The sequence below is a fragment of the Martinezella sp. CNPSo 3959 genome, from assembly GCF_057784355.1.
Genome location: NZ_JBXSOV010000007.1, coordinates 213,261 through 226,693, shown reverse-complemented (window position 1 = coordinate 226,693; position 13,433 = coordinate 213,261). Strand labels below are relative to the sequence as shown.

General features: G+C 60.4%; 11 protein-coding genes. 4 read left to right on the top strand and 7 right to left on the bottom strand.

What is annotated here, in order from left to right; all coding sequences use genetic code 11:
* Window position 1: 1 nt before the first annotated feature.
* From AC13RE_RS17450 to putA, 6 genes are all read right to left on the bottom strand, one after another.
* Window positions 2–1,933 carry a glycoside hydrolase family 127 protein gene (locus tag AC13RE_RS17450; protein WP_488563857.1) on the bottom strand — a complete coding sequence of 644 codons (1,932 nt, stop codon included), beginning with the start codon at window positions 1,931–1,933 and terminating at the stop codon, window positions 2–4.
* A 24-nt stretch (window positions 1,934–1,957) separates the two neighbouring features.
* Window positions 1,958–2,833 (bottom strand): carbohydrate ABC transporter permease, encoded by an 876-nt coding sequence (locus tag AC13RE_RS17445; RefSeq protein ID WP_488563856.1) that lies wholly within the window; start codon window positions 2,831–2,833, stop codon window positions 1,958–1,960.
* Window positions 2,830–3,747, bottom strand: a complete 918-nt coding sequence (locus tag AC13RE_RS17440) for a carbohydrate ABC transporter permease (protein WP_488563855.1) — start codon at window positions 3,745–3,747, stop codon at window positions 2,830–2,832. The genes AC13RE_RS17445 and AC13RE_RS17440 overlap by 4 nt, the downstream gene beginning before the upstream one ends.
* A 64-nt stretch (window positions 3,748–3,811) precedes the next feature.
* Entirely contained in the window at window positions 3,812–5,050 is a 1,239-nt protein-coding gene (locus tag AC13RE_RS17435; protein ID WP_488563854.1) for an ABC transporter substrate-binding protein, read from the bottom strand.
* Between the two features lie 45 nt (window positions 5,051–5,095).
* Window positions 5,096–6,052 (bottom strand): LacI family DNA-binding transcriptional regulator, encoded by a 957-nt coding sequence (locus AC13RE_RS17430; protein WP_488563853.1) that lies wholly within the window; start codon window positions 6,050–6,052, stop codon window positions 5,096–5,098.
* A 283-nt stretch (window positions 6,053–6,335) separates the two neighbouring features.
* A complete protein-coding gene (putA, locus tag AC13RE_RS17425; RefSeq protein ID WP_488563852.1) occupies window positions 6,336–10,040 on the bottom strand; it encodes a trifunctional transcriptional regulator/proline dehydrogenase/L-glutamate gamma-semialdehyde dehydrogenase in 3,705 nt (1,234 codons plus the stop codon).
* Window positions 10,041–10,225: 185 nt separating this feature from the next.
* Between putA and AC13RE_RS17420 the strand changes: the two genes are divergently transcribed.
* A complete protein-coding gene (locus AC13RE_RS17420; RefSeq protein WP_015342703.1) occupies window positions 10,226–10,687 on the top strand; it encodes an Lrp/AsnC family transcriptional regulator in 462 nt (153 codons plus the stop codon).
* A 143-nt stretch (window positions 10,688–10,830) separates the two neighbouring features.
* Window positions 10,831–11,097: a hypothetical protein gene (locus AC13RE_RS17415; protein WP_488563851.1), complete on the top strand. Its 267-nt coding sequence runs from the start codon at window positions 10,831–10,833 to the stop codon at window positions 11,095–11,097.
* A gap of 46 nt (window positions 11,098–11,143) precedes the next feature.
* On the opposite strand, the gene AC13RE_RS17410 is transcribed toward AC13RE_RS17415, so the two are convergent.
* A complete protein-coding gene (locus AC13RE_RS17410; RefSeq protein ID WP_488563850.1) occupies window positions 11,144–11,329 on the bottom strand; it encodes a 4-oxalocrotonate tautomerase in 186 nt (61 codons plus the stop codon).
* 116 nt (window positions 11,330–11,445) lie between these two features.
* Here AC13RE_RS17410 and AC13RE_RS17405 point away from each other — a divergent pair, with 116 nt between their 5' ends.
* Together AC13RE_RS17405 and AC13RE_RS17400 are read left to right on the top strand one after the other, a co-directional pair.
* On the top strand, window positions 11,446–12,330 hold the full coding sequence (locus AC13RE_RS17405; protein ID WP_488563849.1) for a LysR family transcriptional regulator: 885 nt from the start codon (window positions 11,446–11,448) through the stop codon (window positions 12,328–12,330).
* Between the two features lie 70 nt (window positions 12,331–12,400).
* A complete protein-coding gene (locus tag AC13RE_RS17400) occupies window positions 12,401–13,405 on the top strand; it encodes a LacI family DNA-binding transcriptional regulator (RefSeq protein WP_488563848.1) in 1,005 nt (334 codons plus the stop codon).
* Window positions 13,406–13,433: the final 28 nt, after the last annotated feature.

Sequence of the window (13,433 nt, the reverse complement as noted above, 5' to 3'; positions counted from 1 at the left end):
GTCAGGCTCCGCGCTGCAACTGATCGGCGCGGATCCAGACGAGCATCTCGCCCGGATCGCGATTGTCCCAGAGATGGTAGGGCACGAAACGAGCGGTGGAGGCAGTGCTTTTCGGCGTCGTCGTCCGATAGAGATCTGAGCCCCAGTCAGCCTCATCTCGCGTGACTGAAACATCGAGCGCCACTGCTCCCTCCAATGCGGCAATTTCCGTCGCCTTGGCGGAGGCCGGATCGCTGGAAAGCGAAATGCTGTTGAGGTCGTGACCATTGTCGGTAGTTTCGACGCAATAGACGAGCGGGCCGCGCATCAGGGCCGCACGCCCGGCATCCTGGCGGACCTTTGGGTTGGCAAACAGCGTGCGGGGGATCAGCGGAAGGGTAAGGTCGACGCTATCGCCTGCCTTCCATTCCCGCTCGATGCGGGCATAGCCGTCGACGGTGATCGTTGCCAAATCGACGGGTGCGCCATTGACTGCGAGCGTCGCGCCCTCAGCCCATTCCGGGATGCGCAGTGACAGCACAAATTTCGCTGCGCGATCGGGATTGACCTCGAAGCGGATTGCACCGTCCCAGGGATAGCGTGTCTCCTGGGAAAGCTGCACGGTTGCACCACCGGCGAGTGGCACGCGGGCTTTGCTCTCGCCGTAGAGATGAACGGCGATCTCGTTGTCGGCTGCGGCATACATGTAGGAGCCGACGGAGGCGAGCAGGCGTGCGATATTGGGCGGGCAGCAGGGGCAATGGTGCCAGGTCCAGCGGTGATGCTTGCCGGCGCTTTCCAGAGGATTTTCGTAGAAGAAGGTCTTGCCGTCTTGCGACAGGCCCGCCATTGCACCGTTATAGAGCGCTACTTCCATGATATCGGCATAGCGCCGGTTCGGTCCTCGACCGAGCATGCGGTTGGCCCAGAAGACCAGGCCGACGGAGGCGCAAGTCTCGGCATAGGCGCTCTCGTTCGGCAGGTCGTAATAGTCGGTAAAGCCCTCGTTAGAGGCAGCCGGTCCGATACCGCCGGTCACATACATCTGCTTCGTCGTCAGGTCGTCCCAGAGCGTCTCGAGGGCCGAGGTCAGCGTATCGTCGTTATATTCCGTGGCGATATCGGCCATGCCGGAATAGAGGTACATGGCGCGCACGGCATGGCCGACGACCTTGGTCTGTTCGCGCACCGGCAGATGCGATTGACTGTATTCATAGGTCTTCTGTACGAAATTCTTTGGGTCGCGGCCGTCGCGAATGGCTTCCTCAGTGAAGAAATGCGGTTCCTGGCCGCGCTCGTCGATGAAGTATTTCGCGAGATCGAGATATTTCTTCTCGCCGGTGACGCGACCGAGCTTGACGAGCGCGAGTTCCACCTCTTCATGGCCGCAATAGCCGCGCAGCTGGCCTTCGCCATGGCCGAATACGGTGATCATGTAATCGGCAAAACGGCTCATGATGTCGAGCAGTTTGCGCTTGCCCGTTGCCTGATAGTAGGCGACGGCCGCCTCGATCAGATGACCGGCGCAATAAAGTTCGTGATGGTCGCGCAGGTTGGTCCAGCGACGGCCGGGCTGGACGCGCTGGAACCAGGCGTTCAGGTAGCCGTCTTCCTGCTGCAGCTTTTCATACATGTCGATGATGGCGTCCGCGCGCGCCTCCAGTTCGGCATTGGGGCGGCGATAGAGGGAATAGGCGATGGTTTCGATCGACTTGCCGAGATCGCTGTCCCAGAACATCTGCGTCGAGCCCGACCAGGTCTGCAAGGGGATGACGATGCCGGGGCTTGGCTGGCTGACGTCGATCGCCTGGATCATGCCCGCTTCGACGCAGCGGTCGAGCAGCGTTGCCGCGGTGGAATTGCAGATGGCATCCTGGCGGGCGCCGAAGAGGCCGGCGAGTTCGACATTCGGAACGGGCAAGGGGCGAAACTGGCGGTTTTCTCTGTCAGACATGGCTTTGATCCGTTGTTGCAAGGGTTATTTCACCGCGCCGGCCATCAGCCCGCGCATGTAGTAGCGTTGCAGAAGCAGGAAGACGATGACGCAGGGGATGGTCATGACGGCGATGCCGGCTTGGACCGCGCCCCAGTTGACGGCGCCGAGGCGACCGGTCCTGACGGCGATCATCAGCACCGGCAGGGTGAATTTCTCGTTGCTCGACAGGAGCACCAATGCTGCCAGGAATTCGTTCCAGGCATTGAGGAAGGCGAAGATCGCGACAGTCGCAACGCCAGGCAGCACCAATGGGAAGAGAACACGGAAAAGAAGCTTCAGATCCCGCGCGCCGTCGATGCGTGCCGCTTCCTCGATTTCCTTCGGCACGGCGTCGAAGGCGTTGCGCATCATGAAGACCGAAAAGGGAAGCTGCAGCGTCACATAGACGAGCGTCAGCCCGATCAGCGAATTGTTGAGGCCGAGCCTTGCCAGGATGATGAAGAGCGGCGTCAGGATCGACTGGAAGGGGATCATCAGCGTCGCGATGATGAGAATGAAGAGCGCGCCCTTGAAGGGGAAATGATAGCGCGAGAAGCCATAGCCGGCGAGCAGGCTGACGATGACGGTCAAGAGCACGGTGGCGACCGAGACGAAGAGTGAGTTCAGCGTGTGCTGGATGACCCCGGCGCCAAAGCCGTCGAGCGAGCGATAGGCGTCGAAGCTGAAGCCAGTCGTCGGCCATGGCGGCAGCGGCGGCAGGCTCGCCTCGGTTCCGTGCCGGAACGAAGACAGCAAGGCGATCGCGAACGGTGCGAAGAAGAAGATGACGATGATAACGCCGATGCCGTGATAGCCGATGCCACTCCAGAGCTTGCGCCTTGCGCGGCGCTCTTTTGCCGTAGTTATGGTTTGGGTCATGGCTTGTCCTCCCCGACGCGCAGCAGCCAAAGCTGGACGATGCTGATCAGCACCAGGATGACGAGGAGCGCGATCGAGAGCGCCGCGCCATAGCCGAGGTTGAAGGACACGAAGGACTGGTTGAAGATGTAATAGACCACCGAAATCATGCGGTTCTGCGGGCCGCCTGATGTCATGATGTAGAACTGATCGAAGGCAAGCACCGAGCCGGTGATGGAGATGATCAGCGCGAGTGCGATCGTGCGGCGCATCAGCGGCAGGGTCAGATGCCGGAAGCGCTGCCAGCGCTTCGCACCATCGATCCGGGCGGCCTCGGTCAGTTCGGAGGGGATTGCCTGCAGGCCTGTCAGCAGGATGATCATGGTGAAGCCGGCGATCTTCCACACCACCATGACGATGATGGTCGCGAATGCCATGTCGAAATCGGCAAGGAGGTTCGGCCTCTTGTCGACGAGACCGAGCGCCAGAGCGACCGGTGCGAAGAAGCCGGCGTCGACATTGGCGAGCCAGACCCAGAGCAGCGACGCCGTTGCAAGTCCGACGACGACGGGAAGGAAGATGATCGTGCGGTAGAAGCCGACGAACGGCCGGCGCTTTTCGACGAAGAAGGCGAGCGGGAAGGCGACTGCGAAGATCGCGATGGTGACGATGACGGTGTAATAGGCGGTGAAGCGCAACGCCATTATGAAGCGCACGTCCGAGACCATGCGGATATAATTACCGAAGCCGATCCAGCGGGGATTGCCGAGCAATGGCCAGTTGTGGAAGCTCATCCAGAAGGTAAAGACCACGGGTAGCACGAAGAAGACGATCACGAGCGCCATGGCCGGCGCAATATAGAGAAACCCGTGCCAACTGGCACGCCGCCGTCGTTTTCGGGGACGTGCGGTTGCGATAGCTCCAGGGCCAGCCATGGAATGCTCCCGATATTGCGATGGAGGAACCGGGGAGCAAAGCTCCCCGGCGCGGGTGAGTTTACTATTGTTGGGCGTTATCGATGATCGACTGCATCTCCGATTGGGCATTGGAGAATGCGCCATCGACGTCGCTTCCGAAGATGGCTGCGTTGGTAAAACCGGCCCATGGTCCGTTGGCGCTGTTGATCAAGTCGTTGAACTGCAGCGTATAGGGCGTCTTGGCGACGGCGATCGCCTTCAGCCCGACCTGCATGCGCGGATCCAGGCCCTGAAGCACCTGATCGGCGATATCGCCGCGCGTCGGCAGGCTGCCGTATTTCGCCATGATCTTCTGTCCGTCGAGCGAATAGGTGTATTCGAGGAACTTCTTGACGGCATCGAGCTTCTTCGTGCCCTTGGAGATGACGAAATTGTCGCCGCCGGCAAAAGAGGACGGCTTGCCGTCGATGCCGGGGATCAGCGTCACGCCGAAATGGATATCGGGATATTGCGTGATCAGTGTGCCGATCGAAAAGGCGCCGATGCTCTGCTGTCCGATCTTGCCGTTGCTGATGCTGAGGAAATTGGCGCCTGTGTCGCTTGCGGCACCCGCCGGCACCAGATCCTTCTTGACCATGTTGCGGTAGATGTCGACCGCCTTGCGCATTTGCGGCGTGTCGAGCGTCGCCTTCTTGCCGTCTTCCGAGAGAATGTCGGCGCCGGCACCCCAAACGAGCGGCGTGAAGGTGAAGATCATGCAGCCGCCACAGCCGCCGCCGGAGAAATAGAACCCATAGGTATCGCCACCGAGCGCGCGGATCTTTTCGGCGTTGTTCGTAATCTCCTCCCATGTGGTCGGAGCCTTTTCAGGGTCGAGGCCGGCCTTCTTGTAGAGATCCTTGTTCCAGGCGAAAACCGAGGTTTCGACGGATAGGGGCAGGCCATAGATGTGACCGTCATAGGTGCCTAGCTTCACATGCGAGGGCGACAGCGAATTGAAATAGGGCAGGCTCTTTGCCCAGTCCGTCAGATCCTCGAGCTGACCGGCGGCGGCGAAAGCCGGCGTATAGATGAGGTCCATCGACAGAGCGTCGGGCGCCTGGCCGCCAGCAATGGCCGTCGCATATTTCTGCACGAGTTCGGCAAAGGGCACTTCGGTCAGCGTGACCTTGTCCTCATGGCCGGCATTATAGGCCTCGACGACCTTCTTGAAGGAATCGCCGATGCCGCTTCGAACCCACATGGAGATGTTTTCGGCGGATGCGGCGGATGCAAGGCACAAGGATATAAGGCCAGTTGCGGCCAGAAATCGCTTCATCATGTTCTCCTCCCATGGGGCTACTCCCGTCAGCCCCTTTTCCTTTAATCAACGACCGGGGCTTCCCCCGCATGATTGCCGGACGATAAGTTCGCACGGCAAAGTTCTGATACCCGGTTCGACGCTGCGTCCCTCCGCAAGCGCGAGAACCGTCAGCCCGGCCTCGCGGCCAAGCGCCTTGAGATTCATGTCGACCGTCGTCAGCGGCGGCCGGGTCTGTGCGGCGACGATTTCCCAATTATCGAAACCCACCACCGAGACATCTTCCGGCACCCGTATGCCGCGCTCACGCAGCGCATCGACGACCGCGCGGGCGATCTGGTCGTTGCCGCAGAAGATCGCGTCCGGCTTTGCTCCAGCCACGCTCCAAAGCTGTGCGACGGCGTGGTGCCCCCAGGCCTCGGACCATGTACCGTACATGACCGGCAGCCCGTCTCCGGCGAGGTCGCGATAGGCCTTGGCGCGTTCACGCACCGAAACGAAGCTTTCCGGGCCGGTCACATGGGCGATCCGGCTTCGGCCGAGCCCCTGCAACCATTCGACAGCAAGGGCAGCCCCCTGATAGTCGTCGGCGCAGAAGGTGACGCTTCCCGGTGCGCCTTCAGTGAAGGCATAGATGACCGGAACCGGTAGATTGGACAGATCCACCGGCAGACGGCGGTCGATCCGCTTCCCCGACGCGATGATACCATCCACATGCTTGTCCAACATGGCGTCCACATGAACCTTTCCAAGTGCCGGATCGTCCTCGATCGTGCAAAGAAAGACCGAGACGCCGTGATCGACGAGCGCCTCCGTGATGCCGGCCATGACCGGCAGCGTGAAGCGACCATATGTATCGTTGGTCAGAAGACCGATCGTGAAGGTGCGATTGCTGAGCAATCCCTTGGCCAAGGCATTCGGACGGAAGCCGATTTCGGCGGCGGCGCGCTTGACCCTTTCGCGTGTGTCGTCGCCCATGCGGCCGGTATTGTTCAAGGCCTTGGATGCCGTTGAAATGCTCACGCCTGCAGCCGCTGCAACGTCGTGAATCGTTGCGCGTCCGCTTTTCGCACGCTGATTTTCCAGATGTCTTCTCCCAATCAATTTTCATGAGAAAAGCTTTTCTCAGCGAAGGAGTCAACTAGAGAAAAGCTTTTCTCAAAAATTTCTGCACGGCAAAGAAGGAGGCGAGAAGCTGGGTGAGGGCCGCAGCGAATTGGCGGGTCACTGCAGAATGCACGCCATGAAACGAAGCGGCGGCCGAGACCTGCCGGTCTGGCCGCCGTGTTCTAGATCGCCATTAGTTTTAGCCGATCGTCATCAGGCTGGCATTGCCGCCTGCAGCCGCCGTATTGATCGATGTTGTTACCTCTTCAAGCAGCCAATTCAGGCAATAGGCGTCGGCGTTTTTAGCGATTTCTTCGCTCGAGGCCGCCTGGGCGAGAACCAGCGGACCTGGAATTGCCGAAATCACCTTGATCGCCTGCTGTATCCGCTCGGCATCGCCCTCGATCAAGGCGCCGGCAAATGGTCCATCCGCCGCCCAGTCTTTCGTCCAGGAAATGCGATTTGCGACCTGCGCAGGCAGGCCATGAAGCTCTTCCTGCAGGTCCGATGACGCATCGATGACCATCGAATTGCCTGTCGCTAGCGCTGCGGCGATTTGGACATGCAAGCCAAGTGCTGTCTGCGGAGCAAGCAGGATTCTTCCGCGCGGATGCAGAGCATAGAGATTCAGCTCGCCGACTGGGCCTTGCAGTTCGGTATTGAAGCCGAGCGACGACTGGCTGGCGACGGCACGGGCCTGTTTGGCCGCATCCACAGCACCCTTGCTTTCGAGCCAGGCGACGAACCGCTGGGCGGTGGGGTCGGCTTGTACGGAGGCATCGCGTAACGGTTCGGTCGGCGAGGCGACGAGGCGACGCAGATACATCGGACCGCCTGCCTTCGGGCCTGTGCCGGAAAGACCGCGGCCACCGAAGGGCTGGACGCCGACGACGGCGCCGATGATGTTGCGGTTGACATAAAGATTGCCAGCCCGCACGCGCTCGGTCACATGGGCGATCGTATCGTCAAGCCGGGTGTGCAGGCCGAAGGTCAAGCCGTAGCCCGAGGCGTTGATATCGGCAATCAGCTTGTCGAGCCCCTTGCGCTGATAGCGCATGATGTGAAGGACCGGGCCGAATACCTCGCGCTTCAGATCGCTCAGCTTCTTCAGCTCGATGATGGTGGGAGCGACGAAGGTACCCTTGGCAGCGTTTTCGGGAAGGTCGAGCTGTTCGACATTGCAGCCGAGCTTGCGCATGCGTTCGATATGTTCATCGATGCCGCGCTTGGCGTTGTCGTCGATGACGGGGCCGATATCGACGGCAAGCCGATCGGTCCGGCCGACCGAGAGCTCGCGAAGGGCGCCGCGCAGCATGTTCAGGGTACGGTCCGCGACTTCCTCCTGCAGGCAAAGGACGCGCAGGGCCGAGCAGCGCTGGCCGGCACTGTCGAAGGCCGAGGCGATGACATCGCCGACGACCTGTTCGGCAAGGGCGGAGGAGTCGACGATCATGCCGTTCTGCCCGCCGGTTTCTGCGATCAACGGGATCGGCTTGCCGAATTTGGAGAGCCGTTCGGCAAGCTGAGCCTGGATCAGGCGAGCAACTTCCGTCGAGCCTGTGAACATGACGCCGGCCGTTTCAGGAGCACCGACGAGGGCTGCCCCCGTTCTGCCGCTGCCGGGGACAAACTGCAGGACATCGCGCGGGATGCCGGCCTCGTGCAGGATGCGGACGCCCTGCGCTGCAATCAGCGGCGTATTGCCGGCCGGCTTGGCGACGACCGGATTGCCGGCGACCAGCGCGGCCGCAACCTGACCGGTGAAGATCGCCAGCGGGAAGTTCCATGGGCTGATGCAGACGACAGGGCCGAGCGGCACGCTCTCCGGCTTCAGCACCTGGCGTGCCTGCGCGGCATAATAGCGAAGGAAGTCGATAGCTTCCCGGATTTCACCGACGGCGTTTGCGGCCGATTTGCCGGCTTCGCGGATGGTCAGGCCGACGAGAGCAGGCATCTCGCTCTGCATGAGCTCGGCGGCGCGTTCAAGGATGGCGGCCCGCTCTGCGGGGCTCACCGCGGCCCAACCCTCGGCTGCCGCGGCGGCAAGCCGCATGACGTCGGGCGCATCTTCCGGCTCCAGTTCGGTGACATGGCCAACGAGGTCCGCATGGTCGGCAGGATTGAGAACTGCACGGGTCACGCCACGTTCGGAGCGGTCGGCGAGAAGTGGCTTGGCGGTCCAGTCTTTGGCTGCGGAGGCTTGCAGCTGCGCAGAGAGATCGTTGAGCGCCGTTTCATTTGAGAGATCGACACCAGCGGAATTCCGTCGCGCGCCGCCGAACAAATCGGCCGGGAGAGCGATCTTCTCGTGCTGCGCGCCGACAACCGTCATGTTGCGCACGATCTCGGCGGGATCGGCGATCAGCTCGGATACCGGGACGGCAGGGTCGGCGATCTTGTTGACGAACGAGGAGTTGGCGCCGTTTTCGAGCAGGCGGCGGACAAGATAGGCGAGCAACGTTTCATGGGTGCCGACTGGCGCGTAGATCCGGCAGGGGCGATTGAGATTTTCGGCTCCCACGACCTCTTCATAGAGCGGCTCGCCCATGCCGTGCAGGCACTGGAATTCGTATTTGCCGACCGCAAAGTCGTCGCCAGCCATATGGTAGATGGTGGCCAGACTCTGGGCGTTGTGGGTCGCAAATTGCGGAAACACTACGTCGGTCGCGGCCAGGAGCTTCTTGGCGCAGGCGATATAGGAAACGTCGGTGTAGATCTTGCGGGTATAGACGGGGAAACCTTCGAGGCCGTCCAACTGCGCGCGCTTGATCTCGGCGTCCCAATAAGCGCCCTTGACGAGACGGACCATGAGGCGATGCCCGGAGCGGCGGGCAAGATCGATGATGAAATCGAGGACGAAGGGGCAACGTTTGCCATAGGCCTGGACGACGAAGCCGATGCCATCCCAGCCGGACAGATCCGGATCGAGGCACAGTTCTTCCAGAAGGTCCAGCGACAGCTCCAGCCTGTCGGCTTCCTCGGCGTCGATGTTCAGGCCGATATCATAACGCTTGGAGAGCAGCGCCAACGCCTTCACCTTCGGTAGAAGTTCGCCCATCACCCTGTCGGCCTGCGAACGCGAATAGCGCGGGTGCAGTGCGGAGAGCTTGATGGAGATGCCGGGGCCTTCATAGATGCCACGGCCAGCCGAGGCCTTGCCGATCGCATGGATGGCGTTTTCATAGTCGCGATAATAGCGCTCGGCATCGGCGTGGGTCGTCGCCGCTTCGCCGAGCATGTCGTAAGAATAGCGGAAGCCCTTTGCTTCGAGCGCACGTGCTCGCTTCAATGCTTCATCGATGGTCTCGCCGGTGACGAATTGCTCGCCCATCATGCGCATGGCCATGTCGACGCCACGCCGGATGACCGGCTCGCCGGCGCGGGCGATCAGCTTTGTCAATGCGGCGGAAAGGCCGCCTTCGTTGACCGTCGAGGTCAATTTGCCTGTCACGACGAGGCCCCAGGTCGCGGCATTGACGAACATCGAGCGGCCACCGCCGATATGCGACTTCCAGTCGCCGCCGGCGATCTTGTCACGGATCAGCGCATCGCGCGTTGCGGTGTCCGGGATGCGCAGCAGTGCCTCGGCAAGGCACATCAGCGCCACACCTTCCTGGCTCGACAGCGAATATTCGTGCACTAGTCCTTCGACGCCGTCGCCCTTGTGCTTGGCGCGCAGCGCTTCGATCAGTTTCTTGGCCGTTTTCCTTGTCGCCTCGCGAGTCGTTTCCGGCAGGGTGGCCGCCTCGAGCAGGGCAGGCAGGCATTCGGTTTCGGGACGCCGGTAGGCGGCAGTGATCGCCTGGCGAAGCGGGCTCTGCTCACGAATGGGCGGTGCAAAATGCGAAAATGGGGCAGCATCTGGAGCTGGTTCTTCAGTGGCAAGCTTGGCAGAGACAGTCATGATAACCTCAAGGTGCAAGGGACCCAATGGTTTGAGCTGAGGTCAGCGATATCGCCACCCGTAGCCCTCCCGTTGCTTCGACGAGAACATACTTCATTCCAAAAAAGCGTTCCGCCTTGAAACTGCGGCTTTCCAGTCATATTGAACTTCAATAGCGCTTATTTCAAATAGGAATGCCTGCAAAAATGACCAAATCCAGTGAAATTGACCAGTTCGACCAAAAGATCCTCGACGCCCTCGTCGAAGACGGCCGTATGTCGATCACGGAGCTTTCCGAGCGGGTCGGCCTCTCCAAGACTCCCTGCCAGGCACGCCTCAAGAAACTGATCGATTCCGGTTATATCGACGGCTTCAAGGCCATCCTCAATCCGATCAAGCTTGGTCTCGATCACGTCGCCTTTGCGGAAGTGAAACTCACGGATACCCGTGAGGAGGCCTTGCTCAGCTTCAACAATGCCATCAAGAAAATCAAGGAAATCGAAGAGTGCCACATGATCGCCGGCCGCTTCGATTACCTCCTCAAGGTGCGAACCTCGGATATTCGCCGCTACCGCATCGTTCTTGGCGAGAAAATTTCCAGCCTGCCTTTCGTCGCAAGCACTTCGACCAATGTGGTGATGCAGTCGGTCAAGGAAAACTGGTCGTAATTCCGTTTCTCATTTCATCCGCCTTTCCATCCGCCGCGTAGGGCTTCGCCACCCGATCTATCTTGCCGGCTAAACAATGACCTAGATTTCGCCATTCGAATCGGATCATTGCGAGACGCTAAAATAAGTAGGATGGAGTACGCATGGAGACCAGTGCAGGCGACCGTGACCTTGTCGAGGTCATGAAACGGTACTTTGCGGTGAAGGCCGAAGTCGAGGAAATGAAGCGTCGCCTGGAGGCGGCAAGGCGGGAGAGCGGCGAAGAGATCGGCGCATTCTACAATCCGCGCAGCAATCTGAGCCACGCCGCCGATATTATCCGTTCGCATGCTCTCAAGCAGGAGATGGCGCGTTTGATGGATTGGGCCGAAGCCTGGGGGCGGCAGAGCCTAGCGCCAAACGAGGCCTGACGGTCGAATAAAAACCGCCAGGCCGCGATCACGAAATCGGGTCGTTTCAGCTATCCGATTTCAGCTTTCCTGCTGTCGCCCAGGACTCTTTCGAAATCTCGGTAATGATGATTTCCACCGATTCCGGTGGGCAGACGAGTGTTTCCACAACGGCTTTGGTCGCTTCGCGAACGAAAGCGCGCTTCTGGTCTTGCGTGCGGCCGGGATGCATTTCCAAGCGCAGGATGGGCATGGCAACTCCTTGAGCAATTATCGCCGGATCTTCGGCGCCCACGGACTATCTTGCAAAACCATTTGGCGATAAATACGCTTCCGTTTGCTTCATTCCGAACCTGTGGGTATGTAATCATGGACAAGTTGGCGGGAATGGTGATGTTCGTCAGGGTGGTCGAACAGGGCAGTTTTGCCGCCGCTGGCGATATAAGCCAGGTGTCGCCGGCCATGGTTGCCAAACATGTGAGGACGATCGAACAGCGGCTCGGTGCGCGCCTCCTCCACCGCACCACACGCCGTCATCAGCTGACCGAGGTCGGCAAGCTTTATTACGAGCGCTGCAAGACGGCGCTGGCGGAGGTAGAGCTCGCCGAGCAATCGGCCTCCGAACTGCAATCGGCGCCGCGCGGGCGCCTGCGGCTCGTCGCCCCCGTCAGTTTCGGAACGCAAAGCCTCGTGCCGGCGCTTGTCGACTATCTGCATGAGAATCTTGAGGTCAGTGTCGATCTGGCGCTCGACAACAATCCGCATGATATGATCGGCGAAGGCTACGAACTCGGCATTCATATCGGCGATCTGACGGACACCAATCTCGTGGCGCGTCCGTTAAAACCCTATCGGCGCATTCTTGCGGCGTCGCCGGATTATCTGGATCGGTGCGGCAGGCCGCAAAGCCCCGAGGAGCTTGCCAATCATATGTGCCTCGGTCATTCCTACTGGCGACTGCAGGGGCGCTGGCATCTCGTCGGTCCAGACGGGGAAACGCGTGAGATCGCCATCAGGGGCAGGTTCACCACCAACCAGGGCGGGGCTTTGCGCGTTGCCGCTCTGCACGGAGCCGGCATCGTGCTGCAGCCGGAACTGCTCCTGGCGGCCGATCTCGATGCCGGCCGGCTTGAGCCGGTCCTACCTCTGTGGTCGTACCAACCGACACCGATGCACCTTGTCTATGCGCCGGACCGGCGTCCAACGGCCATGCTGCGCAGCGTCATCGATTTTCTTGTCGCTCGCTTCGGCTGAGATTCTCCCTCTTTCATCTGCTGCGAATCCATGATCAAATCTGATCATCGGTTTGGAAAATGAGGAAAGCGTGGCCAAGGTTACGTTGAAGGATGTGGCGGCGGCCGCGGGTGTGGGAGCAGCCACCGTCGAGCGTGCGCTCAATGGCCGCGGCAATGTTTTGCCGGAGACGGCGGAGAAGATCTTCATCGCCGCCAAGCGGCTCGGTTACCGCACGCCGCCTGCGGGGATCAGGCACGGTCTGGTGCGCATCGAGGTCGTGCTGCTGCGGCCTGAAACCTATTTCTATTCAAGGCTCAATCGCGCCTTCGAGCGCATCGCCGCCTTGCTCGACAAGGATATCCAGATCCAGCGGACTTTCGCCAGAGAAGACGATCCTGCCGATTTTTCACGTCATATCGCCAATCCACAGGCACGGCGCTCCGCCCTGATCGTGGTTGCGCCCGATCATCCCGATGTGGTCGGCAGCATCCGCAAGGCTGCCAGCGGCGGCATTCCTGTCGTGCAGATCATGACGCGGCCAGCACTGGAGCTGCCTTACGTCGGCATCGACAACGAGGCGGCCGGCCGCACCGCCGCCTTCTACATGGCGCGTATGCAGTCGAATATCTCCGGCACTTTTGTCGCGCTCTGCCACAGCGGCGCTTATGAGAACCATAAGGCGCGTATCCGCGGCTTTTCCAACTATCTGCTTGATCATGCGAACTCCTCGCATCGCTTCGTTGAAGTCATGTTCGATGAGGACGATGAAATGAAGACGATCGAGCTGCTGACCAACGCCTTCGCCCGATATCCCGATATTATCGGCCTTTATAGCGCCGGCGGCGACAATGCCGCAATTGCGACGGTCCTGCGCCGATATCGTCAGCAGCCGGTCTTTTGGGTCGGGCATGAATTGTCCGATGCGACGCGCATCTATCTCAAGGAGGGACTGATGACGATCGTTCTCGATCAGGCTCCGGAGGTTCAAGCCCGGCGTGCCATCGATCTGACTCTGAAGCGGCTGGGCCTGATCGATACCGACGTCGATGTCGAACCGGTGCGTTTTCTGACCGTTACCCCTGAAAGCCTCTGAGGACATTGGCTTACCGCAGATGGGGATG